The organism is Promicromonospora sp. NPDC019610 (assembly GCF_044389365.1).
GTDB lineage: Bacteria > Actinomycetota > Actinomycetes > Actinomycetales > Cellulomonadaceae > Promicromonospora.
This window is the reverse complement of sequence record NZ_JBIRXX010000004.1, coordinates 431853-446122: the sequence shown is the minus strand read 5'-3', so window position 1 is coordinate 446122 and position 14270 is coordinate 431853. Positions and strand designations below refer to the sequence as shown.

Below are 14270 nucleotides of genomic sequence, written 5' to 3'. Positions count from 1 at the left end.
GTGGCCCGCCCCGCACCCGACGGTCAGCCCCTCCACCGGCGCATCGGCAGCGAGCTGCGCGCGCAGATCCTGGGCCGCACGCTCGCGCCCGGCGCGCAGGTGCCCACCGAGGCCGAGCTGCAGGAACGCTACGGCGTCTCCCGCTCCGTGGTCCGCCAGGCCCTGGCGGCACTGGAGCAGGAGGGGCTCGTGGAGCGCCGTCGGGGCAGGGGCACGACCGTCCGGGAGCGCGGCGAGCTGCACCGCCTGGTGCAGCGCGTGCCAGGCCTGTCGACCCAGGTCGAGGGCGAGGGCGTGCACGTCACCACGCGCATCCTGGAGCTCGGCCTGGAGCCGGCCTCGGAGGCGACCGGCGTCCTCGCCTCCGACCGCGTGCTGCGCCTGCGGCGCCTGCGCAGCGCCGGGGACGAGCCGCTCGCCCTCATCGAGACCTGGCTGCCCGAGGAGCTCGGCGACCTGACCGCCGAGGAGCTGACCGACACGTCGCTGCACGCCACGATCCAGCGCCGGTTCGGCACGCACGTCGTGGCCGGCAAGCGGCAGGTGCGGGCGGTGAGCGCCGACGGCGAGACGGCCGAGCTGCTCCAGGTCGCCGCCGGGGCACCGCTGCTGCTGCTCGAGGGCACCAGCACCGACGAGGCCGCCCGGCCCGTCGAGGTGTTCCGCACCTGGCACCGTGCGGACCGGGTGGTCTTCGACATCACCGTCATCCGCGAGCCCGACGCCGCGGGCCTGGCCGGGACGAGCGCCTCCGCTCCCGCCGCGCCGGACGGCACCACGAGCCTCCGCGAACGGCTGGACGCGCTCGGCCGCGAGATGCTCGACCTGGCCCGGGAGCTGGAGCGCGCCGAGGGCCGTTGAGGGTCACCGGCAGGCCGAGGCACTTGCGCCCTGAGCGCACAGCACGCCGTCCGGCGTCGGGCAGGCGCTACGTTCCGGGGGTGAGCGATGACCTGACCGCCTGGCTGGGCGCGAACGCGCGCCGGCTGGCCACCCTGGACCCGGACGCCGACGACGCCGACCTGCTGCCGCTGCTGGAGATCGTCGGCGACGCGCGGGTCGTGGCAGTCGGCGAGTCGATGCACCGGATCCACGAGATGTACCTGGTGCGGCACCGGATCCTGCGGTTCCTGGCGCGGCACGGGTTCACGGCGTACGTGATGGAGTCCGGCTTCCCGGAGGCCCGGCTCGTGGACGACTGGATCGCGGGCCGCAGCACGCGACCGGTGCGCGAGGTGCTGGAGCGCGGCGTCACCTACAGCATGGGCCGGTGCCAGGAGATGCTCGACCTGCTGGCCTGGCTGCGCACGGACGGCGGCGTGCGGTTCTACGGGGCGGACGTGCCGGACTCGGCGGCGAGCGCCCGGCCGGCGGTCGAGGCGGTGGAGGCCTTTCTCGCCGACGTCGACCCGGGGTACGCGGCGCACGTGCTCGCGGACCTGCTGCCGCTGTTCGACTACCTCCCGGCCGACCGGTCGGGGATCGCCCAGGCGGCGCCCGCGCTGCACGCGTACATCGCGCTGCCGGCCGCCGAGCGGGCGGCGCTGACGGCGCTCGTCGGCGAGCTGGCCGAGCGGGTCCGCGCCCGCCGGATCGACTACCTGGAGGCCGGAGCGGACCCGCGGGAGGTGGCGTTCGCGGAGCACGCCGCGCGGGTCGCCCGGCAGACCGACGCTTTCCTCGCGGCGATGCCCGCGGGCGCGACGCGCGCCTACCCGCCGGGCAACATCCGGGACGTGACCATGGCGGACACGGTGGAGTGGGTGCTGGAGCGCGAGCCGCGCGTGGTGGTCGCGGCGGCGAACGGCCACGTGCAGCGCATCCCGTTCCACGCGCCGCCGTTCGTGCCGCAGCCGATGACGACGACGGGCCGCGAGCTCGCCGACCGGCTCGGGGACGACCTGGTGGTGCTGGGCACCACGTTCGGCGGCGGCACGGCGTGGCTGCACCGCCCGGGGCCGGACGACGCCCCGGGGCACTCCACGCCGTTCACCCAGGACCTCGGCGCGCTCGACCCGACGAGCCTGGACGCCGCGCTGGCCGCGCCCGGGCTCGGCTCGTACTACGTGGACCTGCGCACGGCCGACGGCGCGGCCGCCGCGGCCCTGGACGCGACGCGCGGCACGCACAACGGGACCGAGCTGCAGCTCGTGGACGCCCGCCGGGCGTTCGACGCCGTCGTGCACGTGGACCGGGTGACGCCCTGGCACACGTGGATCCCGATGCCGGAGCAGCGCTAGACCGGACCGGGTCAGGCCGGCACGAGACCACGGACCTGCCGCGCCAGCGTGGGCCAGACGACGGGCGGCAGGTCGTGCCCCACGTCGTCGAGCACCATGAGCTTGGCGCCCGGGATCGCCCGCGCCGTGGCGCGCGCCGCCGTCGTCCGCACCAGGGGGTCGGCCGCGCCGTGCACGACGAGCGTCGGGGTGCGCACCTCGCGCAGCCGGGGCCCGTGCCAGACCGCGCGGAGCTGGCGGCCCATGGCCCGCATGTCGCGCGGGCCGCAGTCGAGACCGCGCTCGATCCGGGCACGGGCCGCCGCCTCGTCGACGGGGTACGCGGGCGACGCCATGGCCCGCGCGACGGCGAGCGCGGACGCGACGTCACCCTCCCGGGTCCGCGGGTGCCGGGCGGTGGCCTGCCGTGCGATCAGGCCGTACCGCAGGTGCCGCAGCGCCGTGAGCCCGGCGGCGTCGCTCGGCGGGGCGTCGCAGGAGACGAGCCCGAGCGTCCGCTGCGGGTAGCGCAAGGCGAACCGCTGCGCCACGACGCCGCCCTGGGAGTGCCCCAGCACCACCGCACGGTCCCACCCGGCGGCGTCGAGCACGGCGGCGGCGTCGTCCACGACGTCCTCGGCCGTATAGGGCACCGAACCCCCGCCGAACAGGGACGCCCACGAGACGCGGCGCTCGCTCACGCCGAACCGGGTGGACTCCCCGGTGTCGCGCTGGTCGAACCGGACCACGTCGAAGCCCTCGTCGGCCAGCGCGCGGCACAGGCCGTCGGGCCACCAGAACCGCGACATGGCCAGCCCCATCAGCAGGAGCAGGGGTGTGCCGTGGCCGGTGCCGAACCGGTCGTAGGCGAGGGTGACGTCGCCGTTGCGCGCGAAGCGGGTAGGCGACCAGATGTCATGGCCGATCACCTGAACGATTGTCACTCAGTGCCCCCGACACCGCCTGGCGTCGTCTCGTGGCACCATCGATCTCGTGGAGATTCAGCCAGACGTCAACCCTCGTGACCACCACGACGAGCCCGCCGCCGCGCGAGAGTCCGAGGCGAGCCAACACATATCGCTGGAGGCACTCCGCGCCGACCAGGACGCGGTTCTCGACGGCGAGGTCGCGGACCCCTTCGAGCGCTGACGCTCAGCGCTCCCGCAGGGCCGCCGCCAGCTCGCGCCGCGAGCCGATCCCGAGCTTGCCGAACACCTTGCGCAGGTGCCACTCCACGGTGCGCGGGCTGAGGAACAGCTCCGCGCCGATCTCCGGGTTGGTCCGGCCCGCCACCGCGAGGCGCGCGATCTGCGCCTCCTGCGCCGTCAGCCCGTCCGCCGGCCCGGCGCTGCGCCTGCGGACCGTCTCCCCCGTCGCCGCCAGCTCGCGGCTCGCCCGCCCCGCGAAACCCTCCGCGCCCGCCGCGGCAAACACCTCGTGCGCCCCGCGCAGGTGCTCCCGGGCCGCGGCCCGCCGGTTCTCCCGGCGCAGCCACTCGCCGTACAGCAGACGGGCCCGGGCCGTCAGCACCGTCAGCCGCGTGCCGCCCAGCAGGTCGACCGCCTCGCGGTACCGGTCCTCCGCCGCGGCCGCCGGACCCGCCAGCGCGTCCGCGAGTGCCTGCGCGCCCAGCGCCCACGGCGTCCCCGCGGCGGCGGTGCGTTCGGTGAGGCGTTCGCGCGCCTCGGCGGCCTCCTCCGTCTCCCCGGCGCGCGCCGCGGCCTCGACCAGCTCGCCGAGGCTCCAGCCGGTCAGGGCGAGGTCGTCGTACGCGACGGCGCGGCGTGCGGCCGCGAGGGCGGCCGGGTACCGGCCGAGCCCGTTGTGCAGCACGGCCTCGGCGTAGCCCGCCAGCCCGAGCCAGCGGCCCTCGCCGCGCGCCTCGGCCTCGCGGACGGTCGCGTCGATCAGGCGGGTCGCGGGCTCCTCGACGCCCCGGTGCGCGGCGAGGGTGAGCGCGGCCGACGGGTGCGGGGGCAGGTTCGCGAAGGACTCGGCCTCGCGCAGCAGGTCGGACGCCTCGGCGAACCGCCCCTCCGCCACGTGGGCGCCGGCGCGGAACGTCAGGGCCGTGGGCAGCACCGTGCGGGCGCCGGTCGAGCGGGCGGCGGCGAGCGCCTGCTCGGTGAGCCGGAACCACGCGGCGTCGTCCCACAGCTCGTGGGCCACCGGCGCGGAGAGCCACAGGAGCGCCGCGGCATCGTCGTCGTCGGCCAGGGCCCCGAGCGCGTCGCGCAGGTGCGGCACGGCGGGCCCGTACCCGGCGGTGTACCGCACGGCGAGCCCGGTGAGAAACAGGCCGGTCGCGTCCGGACCGGCGGGCACGGCGCGCGCCGCCTCGGCCGCGCGCCGCAGGACGCCGCCACCGTCGGCGTCGTTGCCGTCGTCGCCGAGCCGGCCCGCGTGCACGGCGGCGCCGAGCGCCCAGAGGTACGCCTCCCGGGCAGCCGCCGGGTCGAGCTGGTCCAGCCGCCGCGCGGCCTCCAGCAGGGGCCCGACGGCGCCCCGTCCGCGGTCGCGCGCGAACGCGACCTGGGCCCGCAGCCGCTCCGCCCCGGCGCGCTGCAGCGGGTCGAGCGGGCCGAGCTCCGCGGCCGACAGCAGGCCGGGAATCCCGTCGAGGGCGCCGGCGGCGAACCGGGCGCGCGCGGCGGCCAGGACACGCTCGGCCCGGAGCTTCGGGTCCTGGGTCAGCTCGGCGGCGCGCTCCAGGAACGCCGCCGCGGCGGAGCGTCCGCCGCGCGCGAGCGCCCGGTCGGCGGTGCGCTCCAGCTCGCCGGCCACCTCGTCGTCCGGCCCGAGGGCGGCGTGCGCCCGGTGCCAGGCGCGGCGGTCGGGGTCCTGCGCCGGGTCGGTCACGTCGGCGAGGGCGCGGTGCGCCGCGCGCAGCTCGGCCGGCGTGGCCGAGCGCCAGCAGGCGGAGCGCACCAGCGGGTGGTGGAACCGCACGCGGGCGCCGATCCGGACCAACCCCGCGGCCTCGGCCGCCGCGGCGGCGTCCGGCACGACGCCGAGCCGGTCCAGGGCCCGCCACAGCAGGGGTACGTCGCCCACGGGTTCGACGGCGGCGGTGAGCAGGAGCGTGCGGGTCTCCGGCGGGAGCGCGGCGACGCGCCGCTGGAAGCCGTCCTCGACCTGGTCCGCGACGGGCGTCGGGCTCGGGGGGCCGAACCCGAACGCGAGCTCCGCCGGCGTCAGGCCGCGGGGCAGCTCCAGGAGCGCGAGCGGGTTGCCGCGCGTCTCGGCGAGGATCCGCGCCCGGACGTGGTCGTCGACGGGCCCCGGCAGCGCCGTGTCGAGCAGCGCCGCGGCGTCGGCGTCCGGGAGCCCGTCGAGGCGCAGCTCGGGCAGGCCGGGGAGGACCTGTTCGTCACCGGGGCTGCGCAGGGCGAGGACCAGGGCGACCGACTCGGCCTGGAGGCGGCGGGCCACGAAGGTCAGGATCACCTCCGACATCCGGTCCACCCACTGGGCGTCGTCCACCACGCAGAGGAGCGGCCGCTCGGCCGCGGCCTCGGCGAACAGCCCGAGCACCGCCAGGCCGACCAGCAACGCCTCGGGCGGGCGGCCGGCGCTCAGGCCGAAGGCCGTGGCGAGGGTGTCCCGCTGCGGTGCGGGCAGCCGGTCCAGGTACGCCAGGAGCGGCGCGCACAGCTGCTGCAGCGCCGAGTAGGCGATCTCGGACTCCGGCTCCACGCCGACCGTCCGGACCACCCGGGCGCTTCCCGCCCGCGCCGACAGGTGGTCCAGCAGCGCCGTCTTGCCGATCCCCGCCTCGCCCCGCAGCACCAGCACCCGGCTGTGCCCGGCCCGGACCTCTCGCAGCAGCTCGTCGAGCGCCTCCGTCTCGCGCCGCCGGCCGCGCAGCACCGTCTCGCTCCGCACACGCACCTCCCCGCGGAGGCTACACCGGGCGGGGCGCTCTCCTGGGGGCGGTGGGTCAGAGCCGGTCGGCGTCGACCACGGCGCGGGCGAACTCGGCCGGCGCCTCCTGGGGCACGGCGTGGCCGACGCCGCGGAACGTCCGGTGGTCGTACGGCCCCACGAACTTGTCTCGGTACCCCGTGCCGTTGCCGGGCGCTGTGAACGGGTCGAGCTCGGCGTCGATCGTCACGGTGGGCACGCCGATGGCCGGCCCCGCCGCCAGCCGGGCCTCGACGTCGTCGAACCGCGGGTCGCCGTCGGCCAGGCCGAGGCGCCAGCGGTAGTTGTGCAGCACGATCGCGGCGTAGTCCGGGTTGGTGAACGCGGCCGCCGTCCGGTCGAAGGTCGCGTCGTCGAAGGCCCAGGTGGGCGAGCTGGACGTCCAGACCACGCGGGCCAGCTCCTTGCGGTAGTGCTCGTCCTGGAGCCCCAGCCGGCCCCGCTCCGTGGCGAAGTAGTACTGGTACCACCACGCCCGCTCCCGCGCGGGCTCGATGGGCGTCTGGTTGGCGACGCGGTTGGTGATCAGGTAGCCGGAGACCGACACGAGTGCCTTGACGCGCTCGGGCCACAGGGCCGCGACGATGTCCGCGGTGCGGGAGCCCCAGTCGAAGCCGGCCAGCACCGCGCGCGGGATGTGCAGGGCGTCCAGCAGCGCGACGACGTCGCGTGCCACCACCACCTGCTGCGCGTTGCGGAACGTGTCCGGCGACAGGAACGTGGTGCTGCCGTGGCCCCGCAGGTACGGCACGATCACGCGGTAGCCGCGGGCCGCGAGCAGGGGCGCCACCTCGGCGTAGGCGTGGATGTCGTACGGCCAGCCGTGCAGCAGGACGACCGGCCGGCCCCGGGCTGGCCCGAGCTCCGCGTACCCGACGTCGAGCTCGCCGGCGCGGACCTGCTTGACCACGGGGAACGACGGCGAGGGCCGGGCGGGGGCGGCGGTGGGCGCGGCGGGTGCGGCGGGTTCGGCGGAGGTCACGGCCGCCGCCTCAGGCAGGGCGGCCCCGCCCACGGCGGCGGAGGTGGCGAGCAGGCCGGCGGTCCGTACGAATGTCCTTCTGTCCATGGCCCCACCCTCGCGCCCACGGCCCCGGGGGCGCACCAGGGTGTCTCCCTGGGGCGGCCCCGGGTGCCGCCGGGCCAGGCTGTGCACCATGAACAAGCTAGTCATACTGGTCACGGCGGCGCTGTCGGTGTCGGCGGCGGGGCTCCTCCCGCTCGCGGCACCGGCGAGCAGCCCTGCCGGGGACGCCCACCCCGCGTCGTCGTGCGCCCCCGTACCCGTCTCCGCCCCGCGCGGCGCCCAGGTCGAGTCCGTGACCGCCCAGGCCTTCCCGGCCGGGACGGTCACCTTCCCCGAGGCGACGCCGCCGCTCCAGACGCCCGCCCCCATCCCCGACGTGCCCGCCCGGTGCGACATCACGGTGACCCTCACCCACGGCCGCGCCGGCGACCACGAGACCGTCAAGGTCTCGCTGCCGCAGGACCGCGCCGACTGGTCGGGCCGCTTCCAGGCCACCGGCGGGAGCGCTTACCTGGCCGGCGACCTCGGCGCCACCCTGGTGGCGGCCGTGAAGAACGGCTACGCCGCGGCGGCCACCGACGCGGGGATCGGCGAGTCCCCGACCGACGTCAGCGGCTGGGCGCTGACGCCGGACGGGCGCGTGAACACGCCCCTCCTGGAGAACTTCGCGTCCCGGTCGGTCCACGACCTCGCCGTGGTCGGCAAGTCCGTGACCAAGCAGTACTACGGCACCCGGGCCACCTACTCCTACTGGAACGGCTGCTCCACGGGCGGCCGCCAGGGGTACGTGGCGGCGCAGGAGTACCCGCAGGACTTCCAGGGCATCCTGGCCGGCGCGCCCGCGGTGAGCTGGGACCGGTTCGCCGTGGCCACGCTGTGGCCGCAGGTCGTGTTCAACGAGGAGGACGTCGCCCCCGCACCGTGCGAGATCGAGGCGTTCAACACCGCCGCGGTCGACGCCTGCGACACGATCGACGGCGTGCGGGACGGCATCATCGACGACCCGCAGGACTGCACGTGGGACCCGCGGGAGCTGGTCGGCACCCAGGTGGACTGCGACGGCACGACGTACACCATCGGCTCGGACCTCGCGGACGCCGTCCGCAAGATCTGGCAGGGTCCGGTCAGCCGGTCGGGGCACCCGCTGTGGTACGGCCCGAACAAGGGCGCCGCGTTCAACTGGCTCGCCACGCCCGGCCAGCCGTTCGTGGTGGCCGACCAGTGGGTCAAGTACTTCGTCGCCAAGGATCCGCAGCTCGACACCGCTCACCTGACGTACCGGCAGTTCGAGCAGCTCTTCGCGACGTCGCAGCGCGAGTTCCACCCCGTGATCGGCAGCGACGACCCGGACCTGTCCGCGTTCGCCCGCTCCGGCGGCAAGCTGCTGAGCTGGCACGGCCAGGCCGACCAGCTCGTGCCCACCCAGGGCACGGTCGACTACCGCGAGCACGTGAACCGGGTCATGGGCGGCAACGCCCGGGTCGACAGCTTCTACCGGCTGTTCCTGCCCCCGGGCGTGAACCACTGCGGCATCGGCACCGACCCGCTGGTGACGCTGGTGGACTGGGTGGAGCAGGGGAAGGCCCCCGCGACGCTGCCCGCTGTCGTCACCGAGCGGGACGGCCGGACCGTCACCCGCGAGGTCTGCCGCTACCCGCTGGTGACCCGCTACGAGGGCGATCCGGCCGACGGCGCGGGCTACCGCTGCGTCAGTGGGTCAGCTTCAACCCGATAACACAGCCGATCAGGCCCGCGATGAGCAGCACGCGGACCACGGAGACGGGTTCGGCGCCCGTGGCCATCGCCCAGGCGACGGTGGTCGCGGCGCCGATCCCCACCCAGACCGCGTAAGCGGTCCCCACGGGCAGATCGCGCAGCGCGAAGGCGAGGCCGCCCATGCTGGCCACGAGGGCGACGCCGAAGACGATGCTCGGGACGACGTTGCTGAAACCCTCGGAACGGCTCAGCGCGGTGGCCCAGACGGCCTCGAGAAGGCCGGAGACGACAAGAACGATCCAGGACATGGTGTGCTCCTCAGATGCCGTCTTGTCGCACACCGGGTACGGCAACCCTCGTCCGGGAACCGCTGTGGGTTCTGCCCCGATCTTCGCACACACTGGGGTGCATGACGGAGCAGATGACGGGCATGCGGCGGCTGAGCAGCGTGCTGGACGGCCCGCACGCCGTGCGGATCGTCGTGTCCCTGCTGGTCGGCGCCCTGCTCGGCTGGCTGCTGGCCTGGGACTCCACGGCGGCCGCGCTGCTCGGCGGCTGGGCCGGTGCCGGGCTCGTGTTCGTGGCCTGGACGGCGCTGGTGATCGTCCCGATGGACCCCCGGGCCACCAGCGAGCACGCCGTGCGCGAGGAGCCCACCCGCACCATCGCACACGTGATAGTGCTGCTCGCCGCCGTGGCGAGCCTGGGCGGGATCGTCGTCGTGCTCGTGGGCGGGGTCCGGGCAGACGGCACCGTCACCACGGCCGCCGTCCTCACCTCGGTGGTGGTCTCCTGGGCGTGCGTGCACACGGTGTTCGCGCTCCATTACGCCCGCGCCTATTACACCGCGCCGGCGGGCGGCATCGACTTCCACCAGACGGCGCCGCCCCGGTACACCGACTTCACGTACCTGGCGGTGACCGTCGGGATGAGCTTTGCCGTCTCCGACACCGACCTCGGCTCCTCCGAGATGCGCCGGATCGCGCAGGTGCACGCGCTGCTCGCCTACCTGTTCGGCACGGTGATCGTGGCCCTGCTGATCAACCTGGTGGCCGGGCTCGCGAACTGAGGTGCGCGGCAGGCTGCGCCCGTCGAACCCGATGGAGCTGTGCACGTCGGTGGCCGGGAACGTGAGCGCCCGGCCGGTGCAGTCGGTGCTCTCGTAGACACGGATGCCCGGCGCGCGAAAAGTTCACCCGAATCAGGTGATTTATCGGGCCCGCCCCGGCTTTCGTTCCTCGGCGGCGAAATACCCCCGCTCAGCGCGGGCGGAACGCACTCTCCGCAGTTACTTTGAAAGTGCGGATCGGGCATACCTCCGATGCGCTCCGATCCCATCGGATGGCCGTCGAGAACGGGGCAGTCATGGATTTCTGGGATTTCTTCTGGCTGATTGTCTACAGCTTCTTCTTCGTGGCGTACCTCATGGTGTTGTTCCAGATCGTCGCGGACCTCTTCCGTGACCACGAGCTGTCCGGCTGGTGGAAGGCCCTGTGGATCATCTTCCTGATCTTCCTCCCGGTCCTCACGGCGCTCGTGTACCTCATCGCCCGTGGCCGGGGGATGGCCGAGCGGAGCGCCGCGGGGCTGGCGCAGGCACAGCGCGACACCGAGAGCTACATCCGCGAGGTCGCGTCCGGCCCCTCGCCGTCCGAGCAGATCACGAGCGCCAAGGCGCTCCTCGACGCCGGCACCATCACACCGGCGGAGTTCGAACGGCTGAAGGCCAAGGCGCTGGTCTGACCGTGTCCGAGCCCGCGGCGGAGAACCCGCCCGACGTGACCGCCCGTCTGGCCGCCCTGGAGCGTGAGAACGCCGAGCTCCGGCGGCGACTGGACGCGGCGCCGCACGGCGGGACGGGTCCGGCTGCGCCGGCAGGTCCACCCAGGAACCGGGCGCGGAGCGCGACCGCCGTCGTCCTGATCCTCCTGGGTGCCCTGCTGGCCCCGGTGGGGGTGGTCGCCGCCTGGGCGGAGCGCACCCTCACCGACACGGACCGCTACGTCGCGACGGTCGCGCCCCTGGCCCAGGACCCGGTGGTGCAGCAGGCGGTCGCGGGCCGGATGACCACCGCCGTCATGCAGCGGATCGACGTCGGGGCGCTGCTCAAGGACGTGCAGGACGGCCTGAACCAACGCGACATCGCCCCCCGGGCCGCACAGGCGATCACCGCGCTGGAGGGCCCGCTGACCAGCGGTGTGGAGTCGTTCGTCCGCAACGCGGCGGACCGGGTAGTCGAGAGCGACCAGTTCGAGAACGCCTGGGACCAGGCCAACCGGGTGGCGCACGAGCAGCTCGTGCAGGTCATGCAGGGCAACGAGGGCGACGTCGTCCAGGTAGGCCAGAACGGCCAGCTCACCATCCAGCTCAGCGGGCTGATCGACGTGCTCAAGCAGCGGCTCGTCGACCGCGGCCTCACCCTGGCGGGCAACCTGCCCACCATCAACGCCTCGTTCACCATCATGGAGTCCAGCCAGCTCACCGAGATCCGGAACCGGTACGCCCAGGTCGTCGCGCTCGGCACGTGGCTCCCGTGGGTCGTCCTGGTCCTCCTGGGCGCCGGCGTCGCCGCCGCGACGCACCACCTGCGCGCCCTGATGGTCGCGGGCCTCGCGCTGGCCGCCGCGATGGTCGTCCTGGGCATCGGCCTCGCGGTCGGACGCGGGCTGTATCTCGACGCGCTCAGCGGGAAGGTGATGCGGCTCGACGCCGCGCAGGTCGTGTTCGACCAGCTCGTCTCGTTCCTGCGCGTCACGCTGCGCACCGTCGGGGTGCTCGGCCTGGTCGTCGCCGTCGCCGCCTACCTCGGCGGATCGAGCGCGTCGGCGCGCGGGCTGCGGTCCGGGATCGGCAAGGGGATGAGCCGGACCCGCGGGTGGGCCGAGGGCCGGGGCGTGTCCACCGGAGCCACGGGCGTCTGGCTCGCCCGTTACCGCGGCGTTGCCCGCGCCGCCGTCATCGCGCTCGGCGCGCTCGTGCTCCTGCTCGCGTCCAGCCCGACGCCGGCGCTGATCGTCGGCGTCGCGGCCGGGGCCGTGGTGCTCATCCTGCTGATCGAGCTGGTTGCGCGGCCGGGAGCCGCCGAACCACCGCCGTGACCGCCTCGCGGCCCGCCCGGTTGGCGCCGACCGTCGACTGCGACGGCCCGAACCCGATGAGGTGCACCCGCGGCTCGTCCGCCACCTGCGTGCCGTTCATCGCGATGCCGCCCAGCTCGTTGCGCAGCCCGAGCGGGCCGAGGTGGGCGAGGTCGGCCTTGAACCCGGTGGCCCAGAGGATCACGTCGAGCGGCGTCCGGCTCCCGTCCGCCTCGCGGACGCCGTCCGGCTCGATCGCGGTGAACATGGGCCGCCGCTCCAGGGCGCCACGCTCCCGCGCGGCCAGCGCGTACGGCGTCCAGATGAGCCCCGTGTAGGAGACGACGCTGCCGGTGGGCCGGCCCGCCTCGACGTCGGCCATGACCTTGGCGATGGTCTCGCGGCCGAGGGTCTCGCTGCGGAACTCGTCGTGGAAGACCGGCTCGCGCCGGGTGTACCAGCGGGTGGTCGCCACCCGCGAGATCTCCTCCAGGAGCTGGAGGGCCGAGATGCCGCCGCCCACGACGGCCACGCGCTGCCCGGCGAAGTCCTCGGCCCGCACGTAGTCCCGGGTGTGGAGCTGCCGCCCGCGGAACGTGTCCTGCCCGGGGTAGCGCGGCAGCACGGGGTTGGTCCAGGTGCCGGTGGCGTTGATGACGGCGGTGGTGGACCAGGAGCCCCGGTCGCTGGTCACCACGAGCTCGCCGTCCGGGTCGTCGTCGGCGCGGCGGACCGCGACCACGCGGACGGGGCGCAGGATCGGGAAGCCGAACGTGCGCTCGAAGCCCGCGAAGTACCGCGGGACGGCCAGCCTGCTGGGTTCGGTGGCGTCGACGGCGGGCTGGGCCAGCCCGGGCAGGTCGAAGATCCCGTTGACGGTGGCCATCCGCAGCGACTCCCAGCGGTGCTGCCAGGCCCCGCCGGGCGCCGGGTTGGCGTCCAGCACCACGAAGGTGCGCTCCGCCTCCGGCTGGTCCACGGCGCTCACGAACCCGCGGCGCTGCAGGTGGTACGCCGCGGAGAGCCCGGCCTGCCCGGCCCCGATCACCACGACGGTCGCCCGCCTCAGGATGTCGCTCACACCAGGGACAACACCCCGGGGCCGCGGATGTTCCGGCGGTCAGCCGGACGTGATGCGTCGCACGGCCTCCGTGACCGTCTCGGGCGGCGGGGCCTCGGTGTCCAGGGCGCGATGGATCGTCAGCCCCTCGATGAGGGCGTCCAGCATCCGCGCCGTGACCGGGTCGAAGTGCCGCTCCAGCGCCGCCCGGGACCGCGCCATCCACGCGTTGGTCAGCTCGCGGTAGGCGGGCTCCCGGGACGCGAGGGTGTACAGCTCGTGGGTCAGCACCAGGTCGCGCTGGGTGCCGAACACGTCCTCCGTGATGATCGCGACGACGGCCGCCCGGGCGCTCTCCAGGTCGGTCGCCGCGCTCATCCGCCGCTCGAACCCGTCGCTGCCGGCGTGCGCGAACCGGCCGAACGCCTCGCGCAGCAGCTCGTCCATCCCGGCGAAGTGGTAGGTCATCGACCCGAGCGGCACGTCGGCGGCGGCCGCCACCTTGCGGTGCGAGACGCCGGCGACCCCCACCTCGGCGATCAGGTCGAGGCAGACGTCGATGATCCGGCTCCTGCGGTCGGGGTCGTGCCGGCGTCCGGTCACGGTCAGCCCTCGGTGAGGTCGCGGACCACGCGGGCGGGGTTGCCGACGGCGACGACGTTCGCCGGCAGGTCGCGCGTGACGACGGCGCCCGCGCCGACCACGGTGTTGTCCCCGATGGTGACCCCGGGGCAGACGATCACGCCGCCGCCGAGCCAGACGTTGTCGCCGATCGTGATGGGCAGCGCGGCCTCCAGCTTGTCCCGGCGCGGGGTGGGCTCCACGGGATGGGTCGGGGTGAGGAGCTGCACGTTCGGGCCGATCTGGCAGTCGGCGCCGATCGTGATGGTCGCGACGTCGAGGGCCGTGAGGTTGTAGTTGACGAAGGTGCGCGGGCCGACGTGGAGGTTCCCGCCGTAGTCGACGAACAACGGCGGCTTGACGAACGCGTCCTCGCCCAGGGTGCCGAGCAGGTCGTCCAGGAGCGCGCGGGCCCCGTCGTCGTCGGCCACCACCGCGCGGTGGTAGGCGTCGGCCAGCGCCAGGCCGCGCTGGGCGAGCCGGACGCTCTCCGGGTCCTGACCGCCGATGTAGAGGTCGCCGGCGAGCATGCGCTCGTGGTGGGTGCGGGGGTCGCCGGCGAAGTAGTCGTGAGCCATGGGCACAGCGTAGCGGGCGATGTGTACGACCGTACGTAACACGGGTAC

At 74.9% G+C, this 14270-nt stretch carries 14 protein-coding genes and 1 riboswitch; of the genes, 7 read left to right on the top strand and 7 right to left on the bottom strand.

The features are described from left to right. Together ACH45N_RS26875 and ACH45N_RS26870 are read left to right on the top strand one after the other, a co-directional pair. Entirely contained in the window at positions 1–861 is an 861-nt protein-coding gene (locus tag ACH45N_RS26875; RefSeq protein ID WP_397399170.1) for a GntR family transcriptional regulator, read from the top strand. A gap of 80 nt (positions 862–941) precedes the next feature. Next, complete coding sequence (locus tag ACH45N_RS26870) at positions 942–2240, top strand: erythromycin esterase family protein (RefSeq protein ID WP_397399168.1); 1299 nt, start codon at positions 942–944, stop codon at positions 2238–2240. 11 nt (positions 2241–2251) lie between these two features. Here the strand turns inward: ACH45N_RS26870 and ACH45N_RS26865 are convergent, their stop codons facing one another. Beyond that, positions 2252–3148, bottom strand: coding sequence for an alpha/beta fold hydrolase (locus tag ACH45N_RS26865; RefSeq protein WP_397399166.1), 897 nt, complete (start codon positions 3146–3148; stop codon positions 2252–2254). A 64-nt stretch (positions 3149–3212) separates the two neighbouring features. Between ACH45N_RS26865 and ACH45N_RS26860 the strand changes: the two genes are divergently transcribed. Next, a complete protein-coding gene (locus ACH45N_RS26860) occupies positions 3213–3368 on the top strand; it encodes a hypothetical protein (RefSeq protein WP_397399164.1) in 156 nt (51 codons plus the stop codon). 3 nt (positions 3369–3371) lie between these two features. Here the strand turns inward: ACH45N_RS26860 and ACH45N_RS26855 are convergent, their stop codons facing one another. Both ACH45N_RS26855 and ACH45N_RS26850 read right to left on the bottom strand, forming a co-directional pair. Beyond that, positions 3372–6104, bottom strand: coding sequence for an AAA family ATPase (locus tag ACH45N_RS26855; protein WP_397399162.1), 2733 nt, complete (start codon positions 6102–6104; stop codon positions 3372–3374). Positions 6105–6159: 55 nt separating this feature from the next. Then, on the bottom strand, positions 6160–7212 hold the full coding sequence (locus ACH45N_RS26850) for an alpha/beta fold hydrolase (RefSeq protein ID WP_397399160.1): 1053 nt from the start codon (positions 7210–7212) through the stop codon (positions 6160–6162). Positions 7213–7300: 88 nt separating this feature from the next. Here ACH45N_RS26850 and ACH45N_RS26845 point away from each other — a divergent pair, with 88 nt between their 5' ends. After that, positions 7301–8905 (top strand): tannase/feruloyl esterase family alpha/beta hydrolase, encoded by a 1605-nt coding sequence (locus tag ACH45N_RS26845; protein WP_397399159.1) that lies wholly within the window; start codon positions 7301–7303, stop codon positions 8903–8905. Here ACH45N_RS26845 and ACH45N_RS26840 read toward each other — a convergent pair. Beyond that, complete coding sequence (locus tag ACH45N_RS26840; protein WP_397399157.1) at positions 8880–9194, bottom strand: DMT family transporter; 315 nt, start codon at positions 9192–9194, stop codon at positions 8880–8882. The genes ACH45N_RS26845 and ACH45N_RS26840 overlap by 26 nt on opposite strands. An 11-nt stretch (positions 9195–9205) precedes the next feature. Further along, positions 9206–9269: riboswitch (guanidine-III (ykkC-III) riboswitch) on the bottom strand. Between the two features lie 26 nt (positions 9270–9295). Here ACH45N_RS26840 and ACH45N_RS26835 point away from each other — a divergent pair. The 3 genes from ACH45N_RS26835 (at position 9296) to ACH45N_RS26825 (ending at position 11984) form a co-directional block, all read left to right on the top strand. After that, positions 9296–9955, top strand: coding sequence for a DUF1345 domain-containing protein (locus ACH45N_RS26835; protein WP_397399155.1), 660 nt, complete (start codon positions 9296–9298; stop codon positions 9953–9955). Positions 9956–10251: 296 nt separating this feature from the next. Continuing rightward, on the top strand, positions 10252–10629 hold the full coding sequence (locus tag ACH45N_RS26830) for an SHOCT domain-containing protein (protein WP_397399153.1): 378 nt from the start codon (positions 10252–10254) through the stop codon (positions 10627–10629). 2 nt (positions 10630–10631) lie between these two features. Continuing rightward, the gene (locus ACH45N_RS26825; protein ID WP_397399151.1) at positions 10632–11984 is read left to right on the top strand and encodes a hypothetical protein; all 1353 of its coding nucleotides are present in this window, start codon (positions 10632–10634) and stop codon (positions 11982–11984) included. Here ACH45N_RS26825 and ACH45N_RS26820 read toward each other — a convergent pair. The 3 genes from ACH45N_RS26820 to ACH45N_RS26810 are packed head-to-tail and all read right to left on the bottom strand — an operon-like array spanning position 11929 to position 14222. Continuing rightward, positions 11929–13044 (bottom strand): NAD(P)-binding domain-containing protein, encoded by a 1116-nt coding sequence (locus tag ACH45N_RS26820; RefSeq protein WP_397399149.1) that lies wholly within the window; start codon positions 13042–13044, stop codon positions 11929–11931. The genes ACH45N_RS26825 and ACH45N_RS26820 overlap by 56 nt on opposite strands. A 39-nt stretch (positions 13045–13083) precedes the next feature. Continuing rightward, positions 13084–13626 (bottom strand): TetR/AcrR family transcriptional regulator, encoded by a 543-nt coding sequence (locus ACH45N_RS26815; RefSeq protein WP_397399147.1) that lies wholly within the window; start codon positions 13624–13626, stop codon positions 13084–13086. Positions 13627–13628: 2 nt separating this feature from the next. Next, positions 13629–14222, bottom strand: a complete 594-nt coding sequence (locus tag ACH45N_RS26810) for a sugar O-acetyltransferase (protein ID WP_397399145.1) — start codon at positions 14220–14222, stop codon at positions 13629–13631. Positions 14223–14270 lie beyond the last annotated feature (48 nt).

Bases quoted from the DNA above. Each gene is read 5' to 3' on its own strand.
- ACH45N_RS26810 (WP_397399145.1), bottom strand. From the start codon at position 14,222: ATGGCTCACGACTACTTCGCCGGCGACCCCCGCACCCACCACGAGCGC.
- ACH45N_RS26845 (WP_397399159.1), top strand. From the start codon at position 7,301: ATGAACAAGCTAGTCATACTGGTCACGGCGGCGCTGTCGGTGTCGGCG.
- ACH45N_RS26850 (WP_397399160.1), bottom strand. From the start codon at position 7,212: ATGGACAGAAGGACATTCGTACGGACCGCCGGCCTGCTCGCCACCTCC.
- ACH45N_RS26840 (WP_397399157.1), bottom strand. From the start codon at position 9,194: ATGTCCTGGATCGTTCTTGTCGTCTCCGGCCTTCTCGAGGCCGTCTGG.
- ACH45N_RS26830 (WP_397399153.1), top strand. From the start codon at position 10,252: ATGGATTTCTGGGATTTCTTCTGGCTGATTGTCTACAGCTTCTTCTTC.
- ACH45N_RS26835 (WP_397399155.1), top strand. From the start codon at position 9,296: ATGACGGAGCAGATGACGGGCATGCGGCGGCTGAGCAGCGTGCTGGAC.